This is a genomic window from Pseudomonas syringae group sp. J309-1, from assembly GCF_032582135.1.
Taxonomy (GTDB): Bacteria; Pseudomonadota; Gammaproteobacteria; order Pseudomonadales; family Pseudomonadaceae; genus Aquipseudomonas; species Aquipseudomonas quasicaspiana.
Genome location: NZ_JAWHNU010000009.1, coordinates 11,150 through 37,104, shown reverse-complemented (window position 1 = coordinate 37,104; position 25,955 = coordinate 11,150). Strand labels below are relative to the sequence as shown.

At 56.6% G+C, this 25,955-nt stretch carries 19 protein-coding genes, 1 tRNA gene and 1 pseudogene; 3 read left to right on the top strand and 18 right to left on the bottom strand.

Annotated features, from left to right (window positions below; genetic code table 11):
* Positions 1-120: 120 nt before the first annotated feature.
* The 6 genes and pseudogenes from RX972_RS07445 to rpsU form a co-directional block, all read right to left on the bottom strand.
* A complete protein-coding gene (locus RX972_RS07445) occupies positions 121-444 on the bottom strand; it encodes a helix-turn-helix transcriptional regulator (RefSeq protein ID WP_316873738.1) in 324 nt (107 codons plus the stop codon).
* A gap of 234 nt (positions 445-678) precedes the next feature.
* Positions 679-755, bottom strand: a tRNA-Ile gene (locus tag RX972_RS07440).
* Positions 756-770: 15 nt separating this feature from the next.
* A pseudogene (locus RX972_RS07435) lies at positions 771-3,713 on the bottom strand (EAL domain-containing protein); the annotation flags it as partial.
* Between the two features lie 413 nt (positions 3,714-4,126).
* The gene (gene rpoD / locus RX972_RS07430; RefSeq protein WP_027899464.1) at positions 4,127-5,977 is read right to left on the bottom strand and encodes an RNA polymerase sigma factor RpoD; all 1,851 of its coding nucleotides are present in this window, start codon (positions 5,975-5,977) and stop codon (positions 4,127-4,129) included.
* Positions 5,978-6,044: 67 nt separating this feature from the next.
* Entirely contained in the window at positions 6,045-8,003 is a 1,959-nt protein-coding gene (gene dnaG, locus RX972_RS07425) for a DNA primase (RefSeq protein ID WP_316873737.1), read from the bottom strand.
* A gap of 520 nt (positions 8,004-8,523) precedes the next feature.
* Positions 8,524-8,739: a 30S ribosomal protein S21 gene (gene rpsU, locus RX972_RS07420; protein WP_002551877.1), complete on the bottom strand. Its 216-nt coding sequence runs from the start codon at positions 8,737-8,739 to the stop codon at positions 8,524-8,526.
* A 198-nt stretch (positions 8,740-8,937) separates the two neighbouring features.
* Between rpsU and tsaD the strand changes: the two genes are divergently transcribed.
* A complete protein-coding gene (gene tsaD, locus RX972_RS07415) occupies positions 8,938-9,963 on the top strand; it encodes a tRNA (adenosine(37)-N6)-threonylcarbamoyltransferase complex transferase subunit TsaD (protein ID WP_027899462.1) in 1,026 nt (341 codons plus the stop codon).
* Positions 9,964-10,010: 47 nt separating this feature from the next.
* Here tsaD and plsY read toward each other — a convergent pair whose 3' ends face one another.
* On the bottom strand, positions 10,011-10,580 hold the full coding sequence (plsY, locus tag RX972_RS07410; protein ID WP_231672687.1) for a glycerol-3-phosphate 1-O-acyltransferase PlsY: 570 nt from the start codon (positions 10,578-10,580) through the stop codon (positions 10,011-10,013).
* 74 nt (positions 10,581-10,654) lie between these two features.
* On the opposite strand from plsY, the gene folB reads away from it, so the two are divergent.
* Both folB and folK read left to right on the top strand, forming a co-directional pair.
* Complete coding sequence (gene folB / locus RX972_RS07405) at positions 10,655-11,008, top strand: dihydroneopterin aldolase (RefSeq protein ID WP_027899460.1); 354 nt, start codon at positions 10,655-10,657, stop codon at positions 11,006-11,008.
* Positions 10,999-11,523: a 2-amino-4-hydroxy-6-hydroxymethyldihydropteridine diphosphokinase gene (folK, locus tag RX972_RS07400; RefSeq protein ID WP_316873732.1), complete on the top strand. Its 525-nt coding sequence runs from the start codon at positions 10,999-11,001 to the stop codon at positions 11,521-11,523. The genes folB and folK overlap by 10 nt, the downstream gene beginning before the upstream one ends.
* Before the next feature lie 93 nt (positions 11,524-11,616).
* Here the strand turns inward: folK and RX972_RS07395 are convergent, their stop codons facing one another.
* The 11 genes from RX972_RS07395 to RX972_RS07345 form a co-directional block, all read right to left on the bottom strand.
* Entirely contained in the window at positions 11,617-12,846 is a 1,230-nt protein-coding gene (locus RX972_RS07395) for a multifunctional CCA addition/repair protein (RefSeq protein ID WP_316873730.1), read from the bottom strand.
* Between the two features lie 121 nt (positions 12,847-12,967).
* Positions 12,968-14,530, bottom strand: coding sequence for a SpoVR family protein (locus RX972_RS07390; protein ID WP_099268474.1), 1,563 nt, complete (start codon positions 14,528-14,530; stop codon positions 12,968-12,970).
* Positions 14,527-15,798 carry a YeaH/YhbH family protein gene (locus tag RX972_RS07385; protein ID WP_027899457.1) on the bottom strand — a complete coding sequence of 424 codons (1,272 nt, stop codon included), beginning with the start codon at positions 15,796-15,798 and terminating at the stop codon, positions 14,527-14,529. Before RX972_RS07385 ends, RX972_RS07390 begins: the two co-directional genes overlap by 4 nt.
* Positions 15,799-15,916: 118 nt before the next feature.
* Entirely contained in the window at positions 15,917-17,839 is a 1,923-nt protein-coding gene (locus RX972_RS07380; protein ID WP_027899456.1) for a PrkA family serine protein kinase, read from the bottom strand.
* 286 nt (positions 17,840-18,125) lie between these two features.
* On the bottom strand, positions 18,126-18,446 hold the full coding sequence (glpE, locus tag RX972_RS07375) for a thiosulfate sulfurtransferase GlpE (protein WP_231666366.1): 321 nt from the start codon (positions 18,444-18,446) through the stop codon (positions 18,126-18,128).
* A 132-nt stretch (positions 18,447-18,578) separates the two neighbouring features.
* Positions 18,579-19,460 (bottom strand): symmetrical bis(5'-nucleosyl)-tetraphosphatase, encoded by an 882-nt coding sequence (locus RX972_RS07370; RefSeq protein WP_316873726.1) that lies wholly within the window; start codon positions 19,458-19,460, stop codon positions 18,579-18,581.
* On the bottom strand, positions 19,460-19,840 hold the full coding sequence (apaG, locus tag RX972_RS07365; protein WP_027899453.1) for a Co2+/Mg2+ efflux protein ApaG: 381 nt from the start codon (positions 19,838-19,840) through the stop codon (positions 19,460-19,462). The genes RX972_RS07370 and apaG overlap by 1 nt, the downstream gene beginning before the upstream one ends.
* 114 nt (positions 19,841-19,954) lie before the next feature.
* Entirely contained in the window at positions 19,955-20,761 is an 807-nt protein-coding gene (rsmA, locus tag RX972_RS07360) for a 16S rRNA (adenine(1518)-N(6)/adenine(1519)-N(6))-dimethyltransferase RsmA (protein ID WP_316873722.1), read from the bottom strand.
* Positions 20,758-21,747: a 4-hydroxythreonine-4-phosphate dehydrogenase PdxA gene (gene pdxA, locus RX972_RS07355; protein ID WP_316873720.1), complete on the bottom strand. Its 990-nt coding sequence runs from the start codon at positions 21,745-21,747 to the stop codon at positions 20,758-20,760. The genes rsmA and pdxA overlap by 4 nt, the downstream gene beginning before the upstream one ends.
* Positions 21,744-23,066 (bottom strand): peptidylprolyl isomerase SurA, encoded by a 1,323-nt coding sequence (gene surA, locus RX972_RS07350; protein ID WP_176560597.1) that lies wholly within the window; start codon positions 23,064-23,066, stop codon positions 21,744-21,746. The genes pdxA and surA overlap by 4 nt, the downstream gene beginning before the upstream one ends.
* Positions 23,047-25,863 (bottom strand): LPS-assembly protein LptD, encoded by a 2,817-nt coding sequence (locus RX972_RS07345; protein WP_316873717.1) that lies wholly within the window; start codon positions 25,861-25,863, stop codon positions 23,047-23,049. The genes surA and RX972_RS07345 overlap by 20 nt, the downstream gene beginning before the upstream one ends.
* Between the last annotated feature and the right edge of the window lie 92 nt (positions 25,864-25,955).

Below are 25,955 nucleotides of genomic sequence, written 5' to 3'. Positions count from 1 at the left end.
CACAAGCTTTTAAAGATTTCACGTGAGCGCGCGCAGTTTGTTTTTGTCTGAGGGTTTTCACACAGTCTGCACAGGGCTGCCTTCATTTGCTTGGCAGTGTCGTCGTAACTTAACGCCCGATCAAGCAAACACAACTTCAACACGTCCCACACCATGACGCGAACGAGGCGCTGTCTTGACGACTATCTGAACGTCACGCCCAAGTCGAGAAAGGCAGTCGATCATCTTGGTCTCGCTGATTCCTCTGAATTTCCCGCGCAGCATTTCGGACACTTTGGGCTGAGGCATGCCCAGGATTTCAGCTGCTTCGAGCTGAGTCAGATGGCGAGCTTTGATGATGCCGCCGATCTTCGACGCTAGCTGAGCCTTGACCAGCATCTCCTTGGCGTCATCCTGGCCGAGGTCAGCGTAGACGTTGCCGCTATCTTCTTCGATCTCAATCATTTTTTCAAATCCTTTGAGTGATCTTCAGCTGCTTTTTAGCCTCGGATTGAGCAGCCGGTACTTCCGGTGATTTTTCGCGAAGAGCGCATCGTTTAGGGGAAGGGCTGGCATGTCAAATGTATCGGCCCTTAAAAGGGACCGATGCCCCTATTCAGGACCTTTCCAGCGTTTCGAACGCATGAAAGTATTCAACCCAAAACAAAAAAAGCCGCGCATTAGCGCGGCTTTTTAATTTGGTGGGCCCACACGGACTCGAACCGTGGACCAAGGGATTATGAGTCCCCTGCTCTAACCAACTGAGCTATAGGCCCTCAGTAGGCCGCGGATTATAACGGCGGTTTCGATGCTGTGCTATCCGAAAAGTCCGAAAGAGTCGTACGAAGAAATTTCGAGCTGAATTCATTGGGTGGGAGAGGGAGGCTGACGATGTAGCCCTGGATCTGTTCGCAGCCTTCGTTGGCGAGGAATTGCTGTTGTTCGTTGTTCTCTACGCCTTCGGCGATGACGGTCAATTGCATGCTGCGGCCCAGGGCGATGATGGCGCGGACGATGGCGACGTCGTGTGGATCATCGGGCAGGCTGCGAACGAACGACTGGTCGATTTTCAGGATGTCCAGTGGCAAGCGTTTCAGGTAGCTCAGGGATGAGTAGCCTGTGCCGAAGTCATCAATGGCCAGTTGTACGCCGAGGGTTTTGAGTTTGTGCAGGACAGCGAGGGCTTCTTCCGCCTGGCTCATGATGAAGTTTTCGGTGATCTCCAGTTGCAGGCAGTCGGGGGCAAGGTTGTGGTCAGAGAGCAGCTGTTCGATCCGGGCCAGTAGATTGGGCTGACGTAACTGTGCGCCCGCCAGGTTTACTGAGAGCGCTCCGAAAGGGGTGTAAAGCTTGTTCCACTCGTACAGTTGCAGGCAGGCGCGTTCCAGCACCCAATCGCCGATCTGCAGAATCATGCCATTCTCTTCAGCCAACGGAATGAAATGCTCAGGTGGTACTTCGCCAAAAGTGGGATGTGTCCAGCGAAGCAGGGCTTCTGCGCCAACCAGCTGTTGGCTGAGCAGGCTGATTTTCGGCTGATAGCAAAGGCTGAACTCATTACGCTCGATGGCTCGGCGCAGTTCATGTTCGAGCGCGATGCGGGCGCTGGCCTGTGAGGTCAGATCCTGGGTATAGCTTTCAACGCGGTTGCGACCTTTGGCTTTTGAGCGGTACATGGCGGCGTCAGCATTCTTCACCACGGTAGCCACGTCGTGACCGTCGGTAGGGAACAGGCAGCTGCCGATGCTGGCGCTCATGAAGAACTCATGTTCCCCGGCCTGAAACGGTGCGGTGAAACAGGCCAGTAGCTTGGCGGCGATGGTTTCGGCGTCGCTCGGGTGCAGCAGGCCCGGCAGCAGGATGATGAACTCGTCTCCGCCCAGGCGCGCCACGGTGTCGATGTCGCGCAGGGTTTCTTTGAGGCGTTGTGCGATGCCCTTGAGCAGCAGGTCGCCCACGGGGTGTCCGAGGCTGTCGTTGATGTGCTTGAAGCGATCAAGGTCAAGGAACAGCACCGCGCCAAGGCTGTTGGATTCCATGCTGTGCAGCAAGGCCGCTTGCAGGCGGTTTTCGAACAGCGTGCGATTGGGCAGTCCGGTCAGCGGATCGTGATGAGCCTGATAGTCCAGGCGTGCCTGAGCATGTTTTAGGCTAGAAATGTCGGCGAAGACTGCGACGAAGTGAGTGATGAACTGTTCCCTGTTTCGGACCGCACTAATCGTCAGCCAGCTTGGGTAGACCTCCCCGTTTTTTCGGCGGTTTGTGATTTCTCCCTGCCAATGTCCTTCAGCGGTCAACTGGTACCACATGGCTGCATAGAACGCGCTGTCATGCAGACCTGAAGCCATCAGGCTCGGTGTTTGACCAAGCGCTTCCTGCTCGCTATAGCCGGTAATTTCGCTGAAGGCCCGATTGACCGCGTTTATTCGCTGTCGGGTATCGGTGATTAACACGCCCTCCGCAGTGCTCTCGAAGACAGTGGCAGCCAGTTGCAGCTTTTCCTGCATCTGATGACGCTCGGTGATGTCCCGGGCGATGGTCAGCATGCACGCTTCGCCGCCGATTAGCAGTGGCCGTGACGAGATTTCACACAGCCGAATCTGACCATCCTTGTGCCTGATGTGACTACGAAAATCACGGACGAAACCTTCGCGGTTCAACTGCTCCAGCAGCTTGCTACGCTCGTCCAGATTCGCCCAGATTCCAAGATCGATGACGGACTGATCCAGTGAAGTCGAGCTTTCGTGACCGGTGATGCGGCTGAACCCTTCGTTGACCTCGACCAGCATCCCATCGCGCTGACGAGTAATCAGCAGGCCGTCCGGGGAGGAGTGGAATGATTTGGCGAACTTCTCTTCAGACATCTGAAGTTCTTGCTGGGCCTGTTTGAGCTGGGTGATATCCCGCACGACAACGACTACCGCTGGCGTGGAGTCCAGGTCAAAAGGTTCGGCGGAAACCAGCCCGGAAAACATGCGGCCGTCTTTGCGCCGAAAGGGCATCTCAAGGTTGCGGATGCTGCCTTTCTGTAGTCGTTCCAGTATCCCGGGGCCTATGCCTGGAATGCCCCAGATGTCGAGTTCGGTGGGTGTCCGCCCAATGATGTCAGCCACGGGGAAGCCTATTTGGTCGACAAATGCGGTATTGGCTTCCAGAACGGCGCCGTCCACCAGGCTGGCAATCACCAAAATGTCCGGGCACTGAGCGAATACCGAGGCGAATTTACCTTCGGAAAGTCGCAGGGCTTCTTCGGTTTGCTTGGTTTCGCTGATGTCGATCATCAGCCCGCGCATGACGGACTTACGACCCTGCTTTATCAAACTGACGATGTCGCGTATCCAGAGTGTTCGGCCGTCAGCACTGATGACGCGGTAGTCGACACTGTGATCGTTGCCGCTGCTAGCGGCTTCTCTGCACAGCGCTTCAGTCTTCTGCAAGTCCTGAGGGTGCACGATGCTCTGCCAGAACCCCGGTTCCTTCCATTGATGAAGCGGGTAGCCCAGCAGGCTCTCAGCCTGAGGTGAGACGTAGTTGTAGCAATAATCTTCCGGGTTGGCCTCCCAGGCAATTGCCGACAGGCTCTCGACCATCCCGCGGTAGTGATACTCGCTACTTCGGAGTTGTTGCTCCAGCTCCATCCTTCGGGTGATTTCCGAGCTCAGTTGACGGTTCACACGAATCACGATGATCAAGACAGTTGAAAGCAGTAAAAGCCCCGGCAGGCCGTATAGCAGGAAGCTTTCCTTGAGGGATGTGCCGCTGGTGCGTGGCATCAGCTCTGATCCGGATTCAGATGCTGTAGAGGGGGTGTTGATGCTCGTTGGGTTTGCACTGGCCGACGGCATGGATGACGTCGCATAAAGGGCCGTAGGTCCAGGGAGCGAGCTAACGCTCATGAATTGCGAAACCGAGATTACCCCGGAGTAAAGGGTAGAAAGGTCTTCCGTGTTCGCGGCAGCCGCTGTAGAACCTAGAGCGTACGTCAGAATAATGGCCGACAGTTGTAACATGGCAGCCTCATGATGGCGTGATGGCACTCCGAAGAGTGTAGCCGTAGTGAGAAAACCGTCGCTCCAAGTTGAAAATTTGCGACCCATAATGCAAAACCCCCGGCAGGGCCGGGGGTTTTGTGTGCAGCTTTGCTCGCTTACTCGTCAAGGAACGAGCGCAAGTGCTCGCTTCTTGTCGGGTGGCGCAACTTACGCAGAGCCTTCGCCTCAATCTGACGAATACGCTCACGAGTCACGTCGAACTGTTTGCCCACTTCTTCCAGCGTGTGGTCGGTATTCATATCAATACCGAAGCGCATACGCAGAACCTTGGCTTCACGGGCGGTAAGGCCCGACAGAACTTCGCGAGTTGCTTCTTTCAAGCTTTCGACGGTAGCGACATCGATTGGCGACTGCATGGTCGAGTCTTCGATGAAGTCACCCAGGTGCGAATCTTCGTCATCACCGATCGGGGTTTCCATGGAGATCGGCTCTTTAGCGATCTTCAATACCTTGCGGATTTTATCCTCAGGCATTTCCATGCGTTCGCCCAACTCTTCCGGGGTCGGCTCGCGACCCATTTCCTGCAACATCTGCCGGGAAATACGGTTGAGTTTGTTGATCGTCTCGATCATGTGCACCGGAATACGGATGGTGCGTGCCTGGTCGGCGATCGAGCGAGTGATGGCCTGACGGATCCACCATGTGGCGTACGTCGAGAACTTGTAACCACGACGGTATTCGAACTTGTCCACCGCCTTCATCAAGCCGATGTTGCCTTCCTGGATCAGGTCGAGGAATTGCAGGCCACGGTTGGTGTACTTCTTGGCGATCGAGATCACCAGACGCAGGTTCGCTTCAACCATCTCTTTCTTCGCGCGACGGGCCTTGGCCTCGCCGATCGACATGCGACGGTTGATGTCCTTGATTTCAGCAATGGTCAGACCGGTTTCGGTCTGCAGCGCGGTCAGCTTCTGCTGGCAACGCTGGATATCAGGCTGCAGGCGGCCAATGGCTTCAGCGTATTTGCTTTTGCCTTTAGCCAGCGCATCCGTCCAGCTTTCGTCGACTTCGTTGCCTGGGAACTGGCGAAGGAAATCGGCGCGCGGCATACGTGCATCACGTACGCACAGCTGCATGATGGCGCGTTCCTGAGCACGCAGGCGCTCAAGTGCGCTACGAACGCGTTCAACCAGACCTTCAAACTGTTTAGGAACCAGTTTGATCGGCATGAACAGCTCAGCCAGTGCAACCAGTTCGGCAATCGCTTGCTTGCTGTCACGGCCGTGCTTTTTCAGGGCTTTGCGGGTGATTTCCATTTGATCGGAAACCGCACCGAAACGCTGCTGGGCAATGATCGGATCGGGACCGCTTTCGACTTCTTCTTCGTCGTCAGAGGACTCGTCCTTCTCTTCCTCGTCGTCATCGCCTTCGGCAGCCTTGGCTGTTTTCGGGTCGACAGGCGGCGGGACTTCAGCTGGCGGCGCAATGCCGTCATCCGGGTCGATGTAGCCGCTCAGCACGTCGGACAGGCGACCGCCTTCCGTCGTGACACGGGTGTACTCGGAGAGAATGTGGTCAACCGTGCCAGGGAAGTGCGCAATTGCGCCCATCACTTCACGAATGCCTTCTTCGATACGTTTGGCGATTTCGATTTCGCCTTCACGTGTCAGAAGCTCGACCGTACCCATTTCACGCATATACATGCGCACAGGGTCAGTGGTGCGACCAATGTCGGTCTCAACCGCTGCCAACGCTGCTGCCGCTTCTTCTGCGGCTGCCTCATCGGTATCGGCGTCGGCCAGCATCAGGGCGTCCGCATCCGGGGCACTCTCGTGTACCGGGATCCCCATGTCATTAATCATGCGGATGATGTCTTCCACCTGCTCGGGATCTGAAATATCCTCAGGCAGGTGGTCGTTGACCTCTGCGTAAGTCAGATACTTCTGCTCACGACCCAGGGTGATCAACTCTTTGATACGAGACTGCTGTTGCGCTTTTCCGGACATAACACCCTATCCACTGAAGGTCTTGGCGGGCAAAAAACAAGCCGGGGATTATACCCGAGCTATGACCTCACGCGCCAGTTGAGGTCGGGGTTTGTGCAGGAACATTCCGATTTAACAGCTTGAGCAGCAGAAGTTTTTCCTCCGCGTCCAGGCCTGACTGGCGTTCCTTCCTGATTAATTGCTCCAGGCTTCGCTCGCGTTGGCGGGCGGATAACCTAGTTATAGTGTCGAAAAACTGTTGTTCAAGGTTATCGGCCGAGATCAACCATTCCTTTTCCGCTAATGCTCGCAGCAATCGGCCTTGTTCTGTGCCGTGCCAGCGGGCGATCAGTTGCAGCGAGCGCAGCTTCGGGTTTTTTTGCAAGGCTTCGAGCAAAGCGACCAGTAGCTGCGCATAAATATGATCTTCTGCCGCCAGGTGGCTGGCATCTTCGACTTTCTCGGCCAGCTCCGGGTGATGCAGAAGTGTTCTCAATGCCGTCAACGTTGGTGGTTCGACGGTCGTCGGCGTCCGCGGGGCACGTGGTTCGTCATCTCCACGCTTACCTTTTTTGTCCCACGGCTTCTTTTCCCACTTTTTCTGGCCCTGGCCGCCGGATTTTTTCGGCGTCCATTCTTGCTGAAGGGCTTCGTATCCGACCTGTGGCTGGTAATCAGCATAGTCGGGCATCGCGTCGTAATCGAAGCCCGGGTCGTAACTCGGGGGCGCCTCCGCCGGTGCGTTCTGCACCAGTTGGCTGACGTTTTCGTTGCTCAGGCCGGTTATCTGCGTCAGTCGTTGACGCATGAGCGTGCGCAGGTTGGCGCCGGGCACTTTGTCGATCAGCGGTGCTGCCAGGGTGGCCATGTGGGCCTTGCCCTCAAGGGAGCGTGGGTCTGCTTCTTTGGTCAGCTGTTCGAAGAAGTAGTCGGCCAGCGGCTGCGCATGCTGATGAATACGGGCTTTGAACGCGTCGGTGCCTTCAGCGCGAACCAGAGTGTCCGGGTCTTCGCCTTCGGGCAGAAACAGAAATCGTGCGCGGCGTCCGTCCTGCAGGCTGGAAAGCGTTGCCTCCAGTGCGCGCCATGCGGCATTGCGACCCGCCTGGTCGCCGTCAAAGCAGAACAGGACGTTGGGTACAACCCGGAACAGCCGCTTCAAGTGTTCTTCGCTGGTCGCGGTGCCCAGTGTTGCAACGGCATTGCGCAAGCCTTGCTGGGCGAGGGCGATGACGTCCATGTAGCCTTCGACCACAATGATTTCATCGAGGTTGCGATTGAATTTGCGTGCTTCGAACAGGCCGTAAAGCTCTTGGCCCTTATGGAATACAGGTGTTTCCGGCGAGTTCAGGTATTTGGGCTTGTCGTCACCCAATACCCGTCCGCCAAAAGCGATGACCCGGCCGCGACTGTCGCGGATCGGAAACATCACCCGGTCGCGGAAGCGGTCGTAGCGCTTGCCGGTTTCGGCGTTCTCGATCAACAGGCCTGCATCAATCATGGCTTTCTGTTGAAGCGTATCGCTGCTCAAGTGCTTGTGCAGGTTGTCCCAGCCGGGCGGGGCAAAGCCAAGGCCGAAGTCACGAGCAATTTCACCGGAAAGGCCGCGACCTTTCAGGTATTCCACTGCGGCTCTGCGCGATGGATGATTCTTCAGCGCAAGGCGGTAATACTCGGCGGCGGCTGTCAGCAGCGGGTAAAGCGGCGAGTCCACAGGCTGGCGGGGCTTTTGCCCTTTAGTACCTTGTTCTCTGGGAACTTCCATGCCCGCTGATTTCGCCAGGTCTTCGACGGCCTGGACGAAGTCCAGATTGTCGTGGTCCATGATGAAACCAAGGGCGTTACCCCCTGCGCCGCAACCAAAGCAGTAGTAGAACTGCTTGTCGGGGCTGACGCTGAAAGACGGCGTCTTTTCCTTGTGGAACGGGCAGCAGGCGCTGAAGTTCTTCCCGGTTTTCTTCAATTGCAGACGTGAGCTGACAACATCGACAATGTCGGTGCGGTTCAGGAGGTCGTCAATGAAGCCTTGGGGAATCAGCCCGGCCATATCGTTCTCATATCAAGCGTTCCGCCATGAGGCTCGTGGCGAATCCAGGATGTAACGGCTGCTTCAGGTCTTTCTGTAATGCCGCAAGGGCATGCACAGCCTGACTTGAGCGCGGCTGCTCATCATTATCTGGAATGGTAGCTGCCAGCAATCTACCCGTGACCCGCTGTTAACATCAGGCAGCAGAAATCAGGCAGTGGCGGCTTTTAAGCATGTTGCTGTTTGTAGCAAACCGAATACCGGTTACGGATTCGTTGTGCTCAGCGTGTCGAGGGCGACGCTGCCTTGGCTGAGCTTCTTGCGAAGATCATCAAGGCATACTCGTCATTCACCTTGATGCATTCGTCATAACGACGTGATCAACGTGGCCTGAATCTCAGGCGGGACGTGCTTTGAGGAAGTGTGAGGTACGCGTGTGCGACCTGTGTGCTTCTTCGATGTAGCTTATGCGGTGCCTTAACTGCCGCTAGCCCGGCTTTGGGGCCGGGCATTGCAGAAGCTTGCGACAGACGTCTGTAAATTAATACAGACGAACGGCGCGGCGCTGTTCGCGCTGTACTTTCTTGGCGTGACGCTTAACAGCGGCTGCTGCTTTACGCTTACGCTCAGAAGTAGGCTTCTCGTAAAATTCGCGGCTACGAACTTCAGCCAGAACACCGGCTTTTTCGCAGGAGCGCTTGAAACGACGCAGAGCTACGTCGAAGGGTTCGTTCTCTTTAACTTTGACGGCTGGCATCCAGAGCTACCTTCATTCATTACCGGGGTCAACGTCTCGTGCAAAGACTGCACATAAGTACGTCGGTTTTTAAGGGTTGCGGATGTTAACCCCTCATTGAGAGGAATGCAAAGCCTCTGATCGAAAACCGCTGGTCGGGGCACCGGGCGGCGACTATTATGCGCGCCTTCGAATTCAGCCTAAACAAGGCGCAAACCCATGCTAGTACTGGGATTAGAAACCTCTTGCGACGAAACCGGCGTCGCGCTCTATGACAGTGAGCGCGGGCTGCTGGCCGACGCATTGTTCAGTCAAATCGACCTGCATCGTGCTTATGGCGGTGTGGTGCCGGAGCTTGCTTCGCGTGATCACGTCAAGCGCATGTTGCCTTTGATTCGTCAGGTTATAGCCGACGCGGGCGTTGTCGCTACAGACATCGATGCTATCGCATACACAGCAGGGCCGGGCCTTGTAGGCGCTTTGCTGGTCGGCGCCTCGTGTGCTCAGGCGCTGGCGTTCGCGTGGGATATTCCGGCGCTGGGTGTTCACCACATGGAAGGTCACTTGCTGGCCCCGATGCTGGAAGCGCAACCGCCGGAGTTTCCGTTCGTCGCTTTGTTGGTGTCCGGTGGTCACACGCAACTGGTTCGGGTTGATGGCATTGGCCTGTATGAGTTGCTGGGCGAGACGCTGGACGACGCTGCGGGCGAAGCCTTCGACAAAACGGCAAAGATGATGGGCCTGCAGTATCCAGGCGGACCTGAAATTGCGGCACTGGCGACCAAAGGTGTGGCCGGGCGTTTTGTCTTTCCGCGTCCAATGACGGATCGCCCGGGGCTGGACTTCAGCTTCAGTGGCCTGAAAACCTCCACGCTGACGACCTGGCAGCAGTGCCAAAGTGTCGGAGACGACAGCGAGCAGACTCGTTGCGACATCTCGCTGGCCTTCCAGCAGGCAGTGGTGGAGACTTTGACCATCAAGTGCAAGCGGGCACTGAAGCAGACCGGCATGAAGCGTTTGGTGATTGCGGGCGGCGTAAGCGCCAACAAGTCCCTGCGCGCGTCTCTGGAAAAAATGCTGGGCGAGCTCAAGGGCAATGTTTTCTATGCGCGCCCTGAGTTTTGCACTGACAACGGCGCGATGATCGCTTTTGCCGGATGCCAGCGTTTATTGGCGGGGCAGAAGGAAGATCTGAGCATCAGCGTTCAGGCTCGCTGGCCGATGGAGCAGTTGCAGGGTTTGTAGGTTCAAGGATTTAAACCGGCGACGTGAGGCGGATTCATTCAGGCGATTCAAAAATGCCGTTCGCGCCCGGCAAACAGGTCGCGTAGATTGCCCCGGTGCCGCCAGACAATCAGCAGCGTGAGCAGAGTCATCGGCAGCAACGCTCGTGGTTCTTGCCAGGCGAGCAATGGCAGCGTCAGCGGGGTAGCGACCAGGGCCGCGATCGAGCTGGTGCGGGTCATATAGAACATCAGCCCCCACGCACACATTGCCAGGATGGCGGCGGGCGGATAAAGCCCCAGCAGTACACCGGCGGCAGTGGCGACGCCTTTGCCACCGCGGAAGCGAAAGTAGAGCGGGAACAGATGACCCAGCACCGCGCAGAGCCCAATCCAGGCCTGTGCTTTGGGGTCCATCCCGGCGAGATTGGCGAGCAGTACCGGCAGCAGGCCTTTGCACAGGTCGCCGAGCAGCGTCAGGATCGCGAGTTTTTTGCCGGCCAGACGCAACATGTTGGTCGCGCCCGCATTGCCAGAACCACTGGCGCGCGGGTCCGGGCTGCCAGTGAGGCGGCTCAGGAGAATGGCGAAGGACAGTGAGCCAAGCAGGTAGGCGAAAATCGCCAGTAACCAAAACATGCTAACTATTCCGGGCTGGGAAGCCCTGATTCTAACGGCGCATCGCGCCCTTGTCGTGCAGTGGAGAGTGGTGTTTGGACAGAGTTTTCATTGAAGGTCTGGAAGTCGATACCGTTATCGGTGCTTACGACTGGGAGCGGGGCATTCGCCAGTGTCTGCGCCTGGACCTGAGTTTTGCCTGGGATAATCGACCAGCCGCTGCTGGTGATGACCTGAGCAAGGCACTCGACTACGCCAGCGTTTCCACTCGCATTCTGGATTTTGCCGACAAGGCGCAGTTTCAGTTGGTGGAGACCTTTGCCGAACGATTGGCGGAAGTGCTTATGAGTGAGTTCCAGATTCCCTGGCTGCACTTGAAACTGACCAAGCCCGGCGCGGTTGCAGCTGCTGCTGGTGTGGGCGTGGAGATCGAGCGCGGATGTCGCTGACACGGGTTTACCTTGGTTTGGGCAGTAACATCGAGCGCGAGAAGCACCTGATTGCTGGGCTCGAGGCGCTGGATGGCTTCGTCAGCGATATCGTTTGTTCTCCGGTGTTTGAAAGTCAGCCAGTCGGAATCAAGAGTGGTCTGTTCTTCAACCTTGTAGTAACGGGTTTGACCGCGCTGCCGTTGTTGGAGCTTGACCGCCGCCTGAAGTTTATTGAAGCCGATAACGGCCGTTACGCTCCGGATCGAAAGGGGCTGCCGCTGGATATCGACGTGCTGCTGTATGGCGATCAGGTCGGTGACTTCGACGGTTTGATCCTGCCTCGTGCCGAGATCCTGAAAAACGCCTTTGTGCTGTGGCCGTTGTCGCTGATTGCGCCGGACCGTCTGCATCCTGAGGCTGGCGCCTCTTTCGAGCAGCTTTGGGAGCGTGCAAAAATTGAGCAACAGCTGTGGCCGGTTGCGTTTGAATGGCGGGGCACGCAATTGACGCCGCCAGGTTTGCTGCATAGCTGAATCTTGTAGGAGCTGCCGAAGGCTGCGAAAGCGATAGATCAGGTCTATCGTTTTCGCTGACTTCGGCAGCTCCTAAAGGAGATCGTATCAAGCTCAGCTGTTGTACTGCGCCTTGTAAACCTTCAGCGCGTCCAGGCGCTCGGCTTTGAGTGCTTCACCCAGCTCCTGCCCCTTGAAACCCTTCTCGATCAGTGGCTGCACCGAGACCGCGCGTGCAGCTTCAGCCGCGCCGCGCAGGTATTCGGCTTGCGGGTAATCGCGCTGCTCAAAACCGTGTCGGCCTCGGGCGTCCATTTCGCAGGCAATGATGAAGTCTTCGAAGCGCTGAGGCCGACGATAGACGTCAAAACTGTGCAGCAAATCCAGCACCGTTGAAGGCTTCAGCTCCAATGCCCGGTGGCCATGGGTGTGGTATTGGCCTACAAGCAATGCCAATTCCTGACACTCCCGTGGCACCTTGAAGCGAGCATTAACCGCCTTGATCAACCGCAAGCCGATATGTTCGTGGGCAATATGCCTCGGCCATTCGTCTTCGGGCGTCAGACCTTTCCCCAGGTCGTGAAGCAAGCAGGCCCAACGCACGCTCAGCGGTTGCTGGTGGATGGCAGCCTGTTGCAGAACGCTCAGCACATGCTCACCTGTGTCTATTTCCGGATGATGGGCGGCTGGCTGAGGGACGCCGAACAGCGCGTCAACTTCTGGCAAAAGCTCCTTCAGAGCACCGCAGTCACGCAACACTCGAATAAAGACTTGTGGCTGTTTTTCCATGAGCGCGCGGGAAATTTCCTTCCAGCTGCGTTCCGGGGTCAGCGCATCAAGTTCGCCTGATTCGCTGAGTTGACGCATCAGTTGCAATGTTTCAGGCGCGATGCTGAAACCTTCCGGCGCGTAGCGTGCGGCAAAGCGGGCTACACGCAAGACTCGCAGTGGATCTTCGGCGAAAGCGGGGGAAACGTGGCGTAAAACGCGGGCCTCTAAGTCACGCTGGCCGCCGTAAGGGTCGGTCAGATTGCCCTCTTTATCTTCGGCGATGGCGTTGATGGTCAGGTCGCGACGGATCAAGTCATCTTCGAGGGTAACGTCAGGGCTGGCGTGAAACACGAAGCCGCCGTATCCGCGTCCACTTTTGCGTTCGGTACGGGCCAAGGCATATTCCTCGCCCGTCAGTGGGTGAAGAAAAACCGGAAAGTCGATACCCACCGGGCGATAGCCCTTGATCAGCATTTCATCGGTAGTCGCGCCGACCACTACCCAATCCACATCGGTAACCGGTTTGCCCAGCAGACGGTCGCGCACTGCGCCACCGACTTTATAGATCTGCATAAAAAACCTCCGTAAGCGCGACAGGATAAACCCTGTGTCGCACTTGCGGAGGTAAAACCTAATCAATAGTCATGAGGTGCCAAACAAATACCTCGCTGAGCAATCCCATCAAGCAGGCGTTCTAGAGGTGTACTACCGCCATATCAAGCCGGGGATATTCACTGTCGGCATGCTCGCTCTTTGGAGGGACGTGATGAGTTTTCATGACTTGATCGCCTTGCAGCGTTTCCAGATGGATATCAAACCCCCAAAGCCGATGCAGGTGCTTAAGCACCTCGTCGGTGGATTCAGACAGGGGTTTACGGTCGTGCTGTTGATGGCGAAGCGTCAATGAGCGGTCGCCGCGGCGGTCGATGCTGTAGATCTGCACGTTGGGTTCACGGTTGCCCAGGTTGTACTGCGCCGCCAGGGTTTCGCGGATGATTCGGTAACCGGGCTCATCGTGAATGGCTGGCACCACCAGGTCGTCTTTCTGATCGTCGTCCATGATGCTGAACAGCTTCAGATCCCGGATCACTTTGGGTGACAGGTACTGGAGGATGAAGCTCTCGTCCTTGAAACTGCTCATGGCAAACTTCACGGCAGTCAGCCAATCCGTGCCAGCAAGTTCGGGGAACCAGCGGTAATCTTCCTCGGTAGGCTCTTCACACATGCGGCGTATATCGCGATACATGGCGAAGCCCAGCGTGTAGGGGTTGATGCCGCTGTAATAAGGGCTGTCGAAACCAGGTTGATAGATGACGCTGGTGTGCGAGGTCAGGAACTCCATCATGAAGCCGTCGGTGACCAAACCTTCGTCATACAGGTCGTTCATCAGCGTGTAGTGCCAGAACGTCGCCCAGCCTTCGTTCATCACCTGAGTCTGGCGCTGCGGATAGAAGTACTGCGCAATCTTGCGCACGATACGTACGATTTCACGCTGCCATGGTTCCAGCAGCGGTGCATGTTTTTCGATGAAGTAGAGGATGTTTTCCTGCGGTTCTGCGGGGAAACGAGCGTTGTCCTCTTTGCTGTTTTTGTCGGCGTTTTTAGGAATAGTGCGCCACAGATCATTGATCTGCTTCTGAAGATGTTCTTCCCTGTCTTTCTGTCGACGGCGTTCTTCTTCGGCCGAGATCGGGTAAGGGCGTTTATAGCGGTCTACGCCATAGTTCATGAGTGCATGGCAGGAGTCGAGCAGGTCTTCGACGGCATCGATACCGTGGCGTTCTTCGCATTGCATGATGTACTGCTTGGCAAACACCAGGTAATCAATGATCGAGCTGGCGTCGGTCCAGGTTCGGAACAGGTAGTTACCCTTGAAGAAGCTGTTGTGCCCATAGCAAGCGTGGGCCACTACCAGCGCCTGCATGCAGATGGTGTTCTCTTCCATCAGGTAAGCGATACACGGATCAGAGTTGATGACGATTTCATAGGCCAGACCCATCTGGCCACGTGTGTAGGATTTCTCCGTGCTCAGGAAGTGTTTGCCGTAGGACCAGTGGTGATAGCCCAAGGGCATACCCACTGAGGCATAAGCATCCATCATCTGCTCGGCCGTGATCACTTCAATCTGGTTGGGATAGGTATCCAGCGCATAGCGTTCCGCGATACGGCTGATCTCGCGGTCGTAGGCCTGAATGAGTTCAAACGTCCACTCGGAACCCGTGGACAGGGGTTGGCGCTTCTGCTCTCTAGCGGTCATGTCACTAACCTGCGCTGGAAGAGTTCACGGAATACCGGATAGATATCACCGGCAGAGACCAGCTGCTGCTGGGCAAACGTGTCGGCGAATGCTTCACCGATACGTTCGTATTCGAACCACAAGGCCTGATGTTCACGTGGAGTAATCTCCACGTACGTGTAGTACTGAACAAACGGCATGATCTGCTTGATCAGAATGTCGCGACAAATAGGCGAGTCGTCATTCCAGTTGTCGCCGTCCGACGCTTGAGCCGCGTAGATATTCCATTCGTTGGTGGGATAGCGCTCAGCCATGATTTCCTGCATCAGCTTGAGTGCGCTGGAAACGATGGTGCCGCCGGTTTCCCGGGAATAGAAAAACTCTTCCTCGTCGACTTCCCGGGCGCTGGTGTGATGGCGGATAAAGACCACTTCGATCTTGTCGTAATTACGCTTGAGGAACAGATACAACAGGATGAAGAAGCGCTTGGCGATATCTTTGGTGGCCTGGGTCATGGAGCCGGAAACGTCCATCAGGCAGAACATGACCGCTTTGGAGCTTGGGTTGGGCTGTTTGACCAGCAGGTTGTATTTGAGGTCGAAGGTATCGAGATACGGTACCCGGCGAATACGGGCCTTCAGGCGATCAACTTCAGACTCCAGCTCCTGAATATCGCCGAAGTTATCGGGTTCTTCACGCTTCAGGCGATCCAGTTCAGTGATGGTTTCTCTGAGTTTGGCGCGGCTGCTGCCGGACAGTGCAATGCGACGCGCGTGAGCGGAACGCAGGGTGCGGATGATATTGATGCGCGAAGGGTTGCCCTCGTTGCTGATCCCGGCGCGGACGGTTTTGAAGGTGTCGGTGCCGGTCAGGTTGCGTTTGACCAGGTTGGGCAGTTCAAGGTCTTCGAACATGAACTCCAGAAACTCTTCCTGAGTAATCTGAAAGACAAACTCATCCATGCCTTCGCCGGAATTACTGGCTTTGCCTGGCCCTTTGCCTCCGCCACCGCCTTGTGGGCGGGCGATGTGCTCACCCGAGGTGAATTCCTTGTTACCCGGATGAACCACGGTCTGCTTGCCGCCACGACCGTGATGGAGCACCGGCTCGTCGATGTCGCGACCGGGAATGCTGATTTGCTCGCCATGTTCCATATCAGTGATGGAACGGCGGCTGACGGCTTCTTCGACTGCTTTCTTGATGTGATCACGGTAACGCCGCAAAAACCGCTGGCGGTTTACCGTGCTCTTGTTCTTGCCATTGAGACGTCGGTCGATCACATAGCTCATAGGCCCCTCCGGGGAGCTTCAAGTTGTGAGCTGCAAGCTGCAAGTAGAAGCAATTACCCGGCTATCAGATTTCACGTGCTTCGTTCTTGCAGCTTGTAGCTGGACGCTTGCAGCTGCCTTACTGCGACTTCCGGACCCGTAGGTACCATTCGGAAAGGAGCCGTACCTGTTTGTCGGTATAGCCCCGCTCGACCATCCTGGTAACAAAGTCGTTGTGTTTCTGTTGATCCTCTTTGCTGGCTTTTGCGTTGAAGCTGATGACGGGAAGGAGGTCCTCGGTGTTGGAGAACATTTTCTTCTCGATCACCACGCGCAGTTTCTCGTAGCTGAGCCAGGTCGGGTTTTTGCCGTTGTTGTTAGCGCGAGCACGCAATACGAAGTTGACGATTTCATTACGGAAATCCTTCGGATTACTGATGCCGGCCGGTTTCTCGATTTTTTCCAGTTCTTCGTTCAGGGCCACGCGGTTGAGGATTTCTCCGGTTTCCGGGTCGCGGTATTCCTGATCCTGAATCCAGAAGTCTGCGTACAGCACGTAGCGGTCAAAGATGTTTTGTCCGTATTCGCTGTAGGACTCCAGATACGCGGTCTGGATTTCCTTGCCGATGAACTCGATGTAGCGCGGTGCCAGGTATTCCTTGATGAACCGTAGATAGCGCTCGCGGGTTTCAGCCTGGAATTGCTCCTGCTCGATCTGCTGCTCCAGCACGTACAGCAAGTGCACCGGGTTGGCGGCAATTTCGTGTGGGTCGAAGTTGAACACCTTGGAAAGAATCTTGAACGCAAAACGTGTGGACAGGCCATTCATGCCTTCATCGACGCCTGCGCCGTCGCGGTACTCCTGAATCGACTTGGCCTTTGGATCGGTATCCTTGAGGTTTTCGCCGTCATACACGCGCATCTTGGAGTAGATGTTGGAGTTATCCGGCTCTTTCAAGCGCGACAGGGTGGTGAACTGCGCGAGCATTTTCAGGGTGTCTGGCGCGCAATGGGCCTTGGACAATGAGCTGTTGAACAGAAGCTTGTCGTAAATCTTGATCTCATCGCTCACGCGCAGGCAGTACGGCACTTTGACGATGTAGATCCGGTCGATAAACGCTTCGTTGTTCTTGTTATTGCGGAAGCTGTGCCATTCCGATTCGTTGGAGTGGGCCAGCAGAATACCGGTGAACGGAATCGCGCCCAGACCTTCGGTACTGTTGTAGTTACCTTCCTGGGTGGCGGTGAGCAGTGGGTGCAGCACCTTGATAGGTGCCTTGAACATCTCTACGAATTCCATCAGGCCCTGGTTGGCCCGGCACAGCGCGCCAGAATAGCTGTAGGCGTCGGCGTCGTTCTGTGGGTATTCCTCGAGTTTACGGATATCGACCTTACCCACCAGTGCAGAAATGTCCTGGTTGTTCTCGTCGCCCGGCTCGGTTTTGGCCACCGCGATCTGGTTGAGAATCGATGGATAGAGTTTGACCACTTTGAACTGGCTGATGTCGCCCCCGAACTCAGCCAGACGTTTGGTCGCCCAGGGCGACATGATGGTGCTCAGATAGCGACGCGGGATACCGAAGTCTTCTTCGAGAATCGCACCGTCTTCGGTTGCGTTGAACAAACCGAGCGGAGATTCGAAAACCGGCGAGCCCTTGATCGCGTAGAACGGGACTTTTTCGATCAGTTGTTTGAGTTTTTCAGCCAGCGATGACTTACCGCCACCCACCGGGCCGAGGAGGTAAAGGATCTGTTTCTTCTCTTCCAGGCCCTGAGCGGCATGGCGGAAGTACGAGACTATCTGGTCGATGCATTCTTCCATCCCATGGAAGTCAGCAAAGGCCGGGTAGCGGCGGATGACCTTATTGGAAAAGATCCTCGAGAGCCGGGAGTTGGTCGAGGTATCAACCAGCTCCGGCTCGCCGATAGCAAGCAACAGTCTTTCTGCCGCAGACGCATAAGCGCTGCGATCCTGCTTACAGAGCTCTAGATACTCCTGTAAGGAGAGCTCCTCCTGCCGTGTCGATTCAAAGCGTTGTTGGAAGTGGCTAAAAATACTCATGACGTCACCTCGCTCGATACGTAGAGCCGGCGGCGGATCGTCAGTCGATGTTGGCAGCAGCCGAGAATCCGGATGCCGTTTACCCCCCAAACACCATAAAAGTAGCTACCGATGACCCACGCGCCGGTGTACCGGCTCTCCCCTGATTACGGATGGCCTGAGGCTAAGGATAGTTCGGAATCGGAAAGATAAAGAAGGGATGAGCAGAAAGACTGACAGACCGTCCGTCAGTTAGGTCGCGAGCCCGCGCAGGACGCGGGATCAACTGCAATAAAAATATTTTCTGTCAGCTCTGGGCTGTATCAGCTGGAAAGGTATTGCGCCATAGCTCGAAGCCACCGTCCAGGCTGTATACATCGGAGAAACCCTGATTCACCAGATAGGCCGCAGCGCTCTGGCTGGAGTTACCGTGATAGCAGACTACGACTACCGGTTTATCCAGATCGGCATTGCGGATGAAATCGGCAATGGATTGGTTGTCCAGATGTTGGGAATCAGGGATGTGATTGCCGGCGAAGGCCTGTGGATCGCGAACGTCCACCAGCACGGCACCTTGCTCGCGAAGGGCTTGAGCCTGTTCTGGCGGGATACGTTTGAATTCGGTCATGGTTGGCTCCTTTGAATGTTATCCGGGGTGTGATTCTGTAGGAGCTGCCGAAGGCTGCGAATGGAGGTGTGGCAGATATACCGCTTTCGCAGCCTTCGGCAGCTCCTACAGTTGAAGTACGTTGTGCTGAGTTTAACGCCTGATCACGCCTGCCGGGTCATGCAGAATGGTTCGGGTCGCACCTGATTCAGCATTGCCGTGCTCATCGCAATCGCAGAGATACCGCTCGAAGGTATCGACATTAAGCATTGTCATCGCAGAGCCCCAGACGCAGCCGGTGTCCAGCGCGTAGACATCGGGCTCATCGCAACGGCCCTCCAGCGCAGCCCAGTGACCGAAGATGATTTTCACATCGCGTGTCCGGCGGTCCTGATGCTTGAACCAGGGCGCATAGCCGGGCAGGGCGGTTTCGATTCCTTCCTTGCCCTTGAGGTCCAGTTTGCCGTCGCTGGTGCAGAAGCGCATGCGGGTAAAGTAATTGGTGATAACCCGTAGCCGTGCAACGCCATGCAGTTCGGGGTCCCACTTGTTTGGCTCGTTGCCATACATTCCGTCAAGGAACGGGTGGTAGAGCGAGTCATCAAGCAGGGTGGCTTCCACCTCAGCGGCCAGCTTGAGGGCTTTCTTCAAGGTCCACTGTGGTGGAATACCCGCGTGAGCCATGGCAACGTTGCGCTCGGCATCGTAGTGCAGCAGCTTTTGCCGACGTACCCATTGCAGCAGATCGTCGCGATCGGGTGCCTCAAGAATGGGACGCAGCGTATCGCCTTTCTTCAGGCGCTCAATGTTGCGCGACGCGGCAAGCATATGCAGATCGTGGTTGCCGAGTACGCAGGTGACCGAGTCTCGGATGCTGTAAAGAAAGCGCAGGGTTTCCAGCGATTGAGGTCCACGATTGACCAGATCGCCTACCAGCCAGAGGTGATCCCTGGCCGGGTCGAAATTCACATGTTCCAGCAGGCACTGCAGCGGCTCGAGGCAACCTTGCAGGTCACCAACGGCGTACACCGCCATCAGTGAAGAGACCCCGGTACCGCCAGGCGAAACGGAGCGATGACCGCATCGAAGCGCTTGCCGTCGTCTGCGAGCATTTGATATGAGCCCTGCATGTTGCCAACTTTGGTCGTCATCACGGTGCCGCTGCTGTACGTATGACTCTTCCCGGCAGCAATCAAAGGTTGTTGCCCCACCACGCCCTCACCGCGTACCTCTTCGACATGGCCATCACCATCAGTGATTACCCAATGCCGGGACATCAACTTGGCAGGCAATTCGCCGCTATTGTGGACGGTGACGGTGTAGGCAAAGGCAAAGCGATTCTGCTCGGGTTGTGACTGCTCTGCCAGGAAGCGTGTGACGACGCTGACGTCGACCTGGTATCGGGAATCGGGCATTCGGAAGGCCTTGGAAGCGGATGCGGATAAAACCGGAAAGCCGGTGGAATCAGTCTAGGACATGTAAACGATAAATGACCAATCAGACTTCGATCATCTACATGTCCTTTGGGCTCAGGCCTGTGCTGGCATTTCGCTCAGTTTGTCAGCGAGGCGAACGAATGCGGCCAGGTCCAGTTGCTCGGGGCGCAGACTGCCATCGACCCCTGCAGCAGTAATATCGTCACTGCTAAGCAGTAACTTGAGTGTGTTGCGCAATGTCTTGCGGCGCTGGTTAAACGCTTCACGTACCACACGCTCCAGCAGGCGATGATCCTTGGCCGGATGCGGCAGTGTTTCGTGGGGCACAAGGCGGACAATTGCCGAGTCCACCTTTGGCGGCGGGTTGAAAGCGCCCGGTCCGACGTTGAACAGGTGCTCAACCCGGCAATGGTACTGAACCATGATCGACAGGCGACCGTAATCACCGCCGCCGGGAACCGCTGCCATGCGCTCAACCACTTCCTTCTGCAGCATGAAGTGCATGTCGCGAATCAGATTGGCGTTGTGCAGCAGATGGAAAATCAGCGGCGTGGAGATGTTGTAAGGCAGGTTGCCGACCACGCGCAGGCTGTTTGCCGAGGCGCCGAGCGAGGTGAAGTCGAATTTCAGTGCATCGCCTTGATGCAGGTTGAAATTGGGCTTGTTGCCAAACTGGTGGATCAGGATCGGGATCAGGTCTTTGTCCAGTTCCACGACGTCCAGCTGTGCGCCGCTGCCGAGCAAGCCTTGGGTCAGGGCGCCCTGGCCGGGCCCGATCTCAAGCAGGCGGTCTTCAGGACGGGCCCGTATGGCTCGCAGGATCTTGTCGATCACGCCCGCGTCATGCAGGAAGTTTTGTCCGAAGCGCTTGCGCGCCTTGTGTTGAAATTGCTCGGTCATGAATGGGTCTCGGCCATCTGATAGGCGGTTTCCAGAGCGACCTGCAGGCTGCCGGTGTCGATTTTGCCAGTGCCTGCCAGATCCAGCGCAGTGCCGTGGTCGACAGAGGTGCGAACAATCGGCAAGCCGAGGGTCACGTTGACAGCAGCACCGAAGCCTTTGTACTTGAGTACAGGCAGGCCCTGGTCGTGGTACATCGCCAGCACTGCGTCGCAGCGCTCCAGATATTTGGGGGTAAACAGAGTGTCGGCTGGCAGTGGCCCGCGTAGATCCAGGCCCTCGCTGCGCAGACGCTCTAAAGCGGGTTCTATGATGTCGATCTCTTCGCGCCCCAGGTGCCCGCTTTCACCGGCGTGGGGGTTAAGCCCGCACACCAGGATACGTGGCCGGGCGATGCCGAACTTGTTCACCAGATCCGCGTGAAGAATGCGTGTCACACGTTCCAGACGCTCAGGAGTAATAGCGTCGGCGACCTCGCGTAGCGGCAGGTGAGTGGTGACCAGCGCGACGCGCAGATCGCCGGTCGCCAGCATCATCACCACCTGTTCAGTCCCGGTCAGCTCGGCAAGAAATTCGGTGTGGCCAGAAAAGGCGATGCCGCTTTCGTTGATGACGCCCTTGTGGACCGGGGCCGTTATCATCCCGGCGAAGTGGCCGTCCATGCAGCCTTGTCCGGCGCGGGTCAGGGTTTGCAGAACGAACGCGCCATTGGCCTTGTTCAGTCGGCCCGTAATCACCGGCTCTTGCAGTGGCGTATCCCAGACGTAAAGGCTGCCGGCAGGAGCGGCAGTGTCCGGGAAGGCATCAGGTGTGACGCAGATCAGATCGACAACCACGCCCAACTGCGCGGCCCGCTCGGTGAGCAGGTCGCGGCTGGTAATGGCAATAAGGGGGTGTGGCTGAAGTTGCGTGGCGAGCAGCAGGCAAAGGTCAGGACCAATGCCGGCCGGCTCGCCGGGTGTCAGTGCGAAACGCCGGGGTTTCACTGTGCAGCCTGGGCTGCGCCAGGGAGCTTGATCTCAACGTAGGCTTCGTCACGGATCTGACGCAACCAGGTTTGCAGCTCTTCGTCATACTTGCGGTTGCGCAATACCATCAGGGCCTGTTGGTCGCGCGCCTGGTTGGTAGCGTCCGTGGCGCGACGGCCCAGAACTTCCAGCACGTGCCAGCCATAGGCAGTCTTGAACGGCTTGGACAAGGTGCCTTGCGGTGTGTCGTTCATGACCTGACGGAACTCCGGAACCAGCGAGTTCGGGTCGACCCAGTTCAGATCACCGCCGTTGAGTGCCGAGCCCGGATCTTCAGAGAAGCTCTTCGCCAGTTCGGCGAAGTCATCGCCGTTCTGGATGCGATCATAGATCTTCTGCGCCAGACGCCGGGTTTCTTCTTCGCTACGAATTTCGCTTGGCTTGATCAGGATATGACGCACATGTACTTCATCGCGCATCTGTGCCTGACCCTGGCCGCCGCGCTTCTCCAGCAGCTTGAGGATGATGAAGCCGCCCGGAGTACGGGCTGGAGGCGTAACGTCGCCAACCGGCATCGAACCCAGCATGTCGCCAAATGGAGGCGGCAGTTGAGCGGCTTTACGCCAGCCCATGTCGCCACCTTCAAGGGCGCTTTCACTGGCCGAGTTGGCAATCGCTGCCTGACCGAAGTCAGCGCCTTGCTTGAGCTTGCTGTACAGATCCTGAGCCTTGCGAGCCGCAGCCTGAATCTGGTCTGACGATGCACTGTCAGGGGTAGCAATCAGGATGTTCGCCAGGTGGAACTCTTCGGACAGCTGAGCCTGGCCCTGGCCGGAAGCCAGGAAGTTTTTCACTTCCTGCTCTGAAACCTGAATGCGCTCGGCCACACGGCGTTGACGCACCCGGCTGATGATCATTTCCCGACGAACCTGCTCGCGCGCATCATTGTAGGAAAGACCGTCATGGGCTAACGCGGCGCGGAATTGTTCCACGCTCATGTTGTTGCGTTCAGCAATGGTGCCGATTGCCTGGTTCAGCTCTTCGTCAGTAATGCGAATGCCGGAGCGGTCGCCTATCTGAAGTTGCAGGTTTTCCAGAATCAGACGTTCCAGAACCTGTGGCTGCAGAGCCTCGGCAGGAGGAACACCTGAACCGCGTTTGGCGATGGTCTGTTGAACCTCGCGGACACGCTGGTCCACCTGGCTCTTCATGATCACATCGTTATCGACGATGGCTGCAACGCTGTCCAGTTGCTGAACTGCAGCGTGAGCTGCAGTTCCCAGGAGTAACGCGCCCAGCATTAGCGGGCGCAGACAATCAGAAAGCTTGGTCTTCACGTTCACGATAACCTTGGATGCCTTTGTCGAGGAAACTCTCTACCTTGGCGCCAGTTACACCGCCCAGTCCCTTCAACACGATTTGTAGGAATACGCCGTGGTCGCCTTTTTCGTTCTCAGGCTCGTTCTGGCTGAACTCGTCGTAATCAATCCAGTAACGGCTGATCAGGCGTAGTTTCCAACAGCAGTTGTCATATTCGAAACCACCAAAGGCCTCGATTGTGCGATCGCGGTTGTAGTCATACTGCCAGCGGCTGATTGCGTTCCACTGTGGCACGATCGGCCAGATAACCGAGAAGTCGTGCTGCTGGATCTTGTAGTAGTCCTTCACGTAACCCGGTTGACCCGGAGTGCCGTAATCGCCACCACCCACTGTCCATCGACCGGTGTTCTGGTCATAGCGGATCTGGTCGTCGCGATAGCGGTAGCCGAAGTTGACAACCTTGTTCGGGTTATCTTCAGGCTGGTAGTGGAACATCGCACTGCCCGAGCGTGTGCTGCGGCTGTCCGGATCCCAGTTGAAGTCGGAATTCAAACGCCAGTCGCGGTTGAAGCGATACTCGTATTCCAGTGCGTAAGGCGAGACGTTGGCTTGTGCATCGTCACGGTCCTTGAAGGCGATCCCCGGCAACTGAACTTCACGATCCTTGAAGTAAATGGCCTGGCCAATGCTGAAGCGTTGACGCTGGAAGCCGTTGTCTTCAATCCAGCGATTGGTAACGCCCAGCGAGAGCTTGTTCTCGTCACCAATGCGGTCTGAACCTGTGAAACGGTTATCGCGGAACAGTGAGGCATAGTTGAAGGTGGTTTCGGAACTGTCAAAGACCGGAATGTCGGACTGGTCTTTCTCTGGAACATAGAGATAGAACAGGCGAGGTTCCAAAGTTTGGCGATAGTCCTTGCCGAACCAGTTAGTGTTCCGGTCAAAGTACAGGCCACTGTCGACGCTAAATACAGGAATGCTACGGTTTTGCGAGCTGGAATAAGTGCCGTCTATATAGGTCGTGCCGTTAGCTGCAGCTGCGGCCTGCCCGGCTGCAATCTCTTGCTTCCCGATACTGTCCAGATCCAGATCGTACTGGGTATAGACATACTTCAGTTTCGGCGTCAGGAACCCGTAGCTCCAGTTCATCGGAAGACTAACCGATGGCGCAAGATTCAGGCGATCACCATTGGCGCGCGCCAAGCCGGAAACGTTCTGGTCCAGGCGGGTCTCAGGGAGACCGTCCTGGTTAATGTAAGTGCCATTGCGCAAGTCACGGTCAAAGCGGACTGCTTCTGTTTCATAGTCGAACTGCAACCCACCTGGATGGTAAGGCAACGACCCATTGAAGGTGATCTGTGGCAGGCGGTCGTACGGGGTAATTCTAGATACCGTCGCCAGCTTGTAAGCCTGGGCGTTGAAAACGGCATTGAAGTTATCGCCACGGTACGTCAGGGAACCCTGCTGATTGAGGAATTCCGATTGCTCAACACCGATCTGATCCGATTCCAGGTCCTGGAAATAGTACGGGTCGCTGATGTCTGTGTAATCAACGTGGGTCAGCCAGCGGGAATCAAGGCCGCCCTTGTGCTGCCAGTTCATCATCCAGCGAGTGTCTTTGTAGTCACTCTGGTCCTTGCGCTCGTCGTCGTCGTCGTTTAGGTACGCGCCGCCGATTTGACCTTCACTGCTTTTGGTCAGGTAGCGGAACTCGCCTTCCATCAACATGCCGCGTTTGGCCATGTAACGAGGATAGAGCGTGGCATCGTAGTTCGGTGCCAGGTTGAAATAGTACGGCGTTACCAGCATGAAGCCGGTATCGGTGCTGGTACTGAACGACGGCGGCAGGAAACCTGACTGGCGACGATCATCGATCGGGAAGTAGATATACGGGGTGTAGAGCACCGGTATGTCTTTGACCCGAAGGGTGGCGTTGGTCGCCGTACCGAAGCCGGTGGCCGGGTTCAGGGTGATGTTGTTACCTTTGAGCGTCCACGCGTTGCTGTTCGGTTCGCACGTGGTGTACGTACCGTCCTTGAGGCGAATGATCGCGTTCTCGGCACGCTTGGCATACAGGGCGTTACCGCGCACGTTCGACTTGTGCAGCACATACTCTGCGTTGTCGATCTGGGCTTCACCGGTGTCCAGTTGCAGCTCGGCACGGTCACCTACGATCAGTGCGCCGTTGTCGCGCATGCGGACATCGCCGTTCAACTCGCCACGGTTCTCGGCTTGATACAGGTTGGCCTCCTGGGCCTGGACCTGCATGCTGCCCTGACGCAGAACGACGTCACCGGCCAGCGAAGCAATCTGCTCTTCCTGCTGATAACGCGAAGCCTTGGCACCGATGAACATCGGCGCGTCTTTCTTCGGCGTCTTGTCATCCATGCCAGGACGAATCGGCTCGACGTAGGCCCCGGAGCAGTAAGGTCCGGTTTCTGCGAGCTGAGCAGGCGTCAGGCTTTCGCGTGGAACCCAGTCAAGGTGGCTGTAGTCAGCACTACGCGACTTGAGACCGCGCCCTTTGGCTTCGGTCACCAGCTGCGGCTTGGCCACGGCTGGTTCGCTGGTGGAGCTACTGTCCGACGTGACAGTGCCGTTGGAGCTGACCGACGTCGTGCTGTGCACTGGACGCGGAGGCAGCTCGACTGCATTGCTTTTCGGCGCGCAATTCCAGGCACCCGAAGCAGAGACTGAGCAGTCATACTGTTCCGCGGCTACCGCGAACTGAGTGGCTAAAGGTTGCATCGCCAGCAAACTGCCGGTTATGAGCAACGGAAACTTTCTACGAAACGCGGGGGATTTCAATGCCATCTTATTAATCCGGGCTTCCTGCGCGCCATCTGCCCGCGGGGGGGCCGCACGCCTCTCGATGGGCTGAAAAAGATGTCGGATAATAAAGCATG

What these genes read in the sequence shown, in the direction of transcription:
- RX972_RS07445 (WP_316873738.1), bottom strand. Translation starts at nt 444, where the DNA reads ATGATTGAGATCGAAGAAGATAGCGGCAACGTCTACGCTGACCTCGGC.
- rpoD (WP_027899464.1), bottom strand. Translation starts at nt 5,977, where the DNA reads ATGTCCGGAAAAGCGCAACAGCAGTCTCGTATCAAAGAGTTGATCACC.
- dnaG (WP_316873737.1), bottom strand. Translation starts at nt 8,003, where the DNA reads ATGGCCGGGCTGATTCCCCAAGGCTTCATTGACGACCTCCTGAACCGC.
- rpsU (WP_002551877.1), bottom strand. Translation starts at nt 8,739, where the DNA reads ATGCCAGCCGTCAAAGTTAAAGAGAACGAACCCTTCGACGTAGCTCTG.
- tsaD (WP_027899462.1), top strand. Translation starts at nt 8,938, where the DNA reads ATGCTAGTACTGGGATTAGAAACCTCTTGCGACGAAACCGGCGTCGCG.
- plsY (WP_231672687.1), bottom strand. Translation starts at nt 10,580, where the DNA reads ATGTTTTGGTTACTGGCGATTTTCGCCTACCTGCTTGGCTCACTGTCC.
- folK (WP_316873732.1), top strand. Translation starts at nt 10,999, where the DNA reads ATGTCGCTGACACGGGTTTACCTTGGTTTGGGCAGTAACATCGAGCGC.
- RX972_RS07395 (WP_316873730.1), bottom strand. Translation starts at nt 12,846, where the DNA reads ATGCAGATCTATAAAGTCGGTGGCGCAGTGCGCGACCGTCTGCTGGGC.
- RX972_RS07390 (WP_099268474.1), bottom strand. Translation starts at nt 14,530, where the DNA reads ATGACCGCTAGAGAGCAGAAGCGCCAACCCCTGTCCACGGGTTCCGAG.
- RX972_RS07385 (WP_027899457.1), bottom strand. Translation starts at nt 15,798, where the DNA reads ATGAGCTATGTGATCGACCGACGTCTCAATGGCAAGAACAAGAGCACG.
- RX972_RS07380 (WP_027899456.1), bottom strand. Translation starts at nt 17,839, where the DNA reads ATGAGTATTTTTAGCCACTTCCAACAACGCTTTGAATCGACACGGCAG.
- glpE (WP_231666366.1), bottom strand. Translation starts at nt 18,446, where the DNA reads ATGACCGAATTCAAACGTATCCCGCCAGAACAGGCTCAAGCCCTTCGC.
- RX972_RS07370 (WP_316873726.1), bottom strand. Translation starts at nt 19,460, where the DNA reads ATGGCGGTGTACGCCGTTGGTGACCTGCAAGGTTGCCTCGAGCCGCTG.
- apaG (WP_027899453.1), bottom strand. Translation starts at nt 19,840, where the DNA reads ATGCCCGATTCCCGATACCAGGTCGACGTCAGCGTCGTCACACGCTTC.
- rsmA (WP_316873722.1), bottom strand. Translation starts at nt 20,761, where the DNA reads ATGACCGAGCAATTTCAACACAAGGCGCGCAAGCGCTTCGGACAAAAC.
- RX972_RS07345 (WP_316873717.1), bottom strand. Translation starts at nt 25,863, where the DNA reads ATGGCATTGAAATCCCCCGCGTTTCGTAGAAAGTTTCCGTTGCTCATA.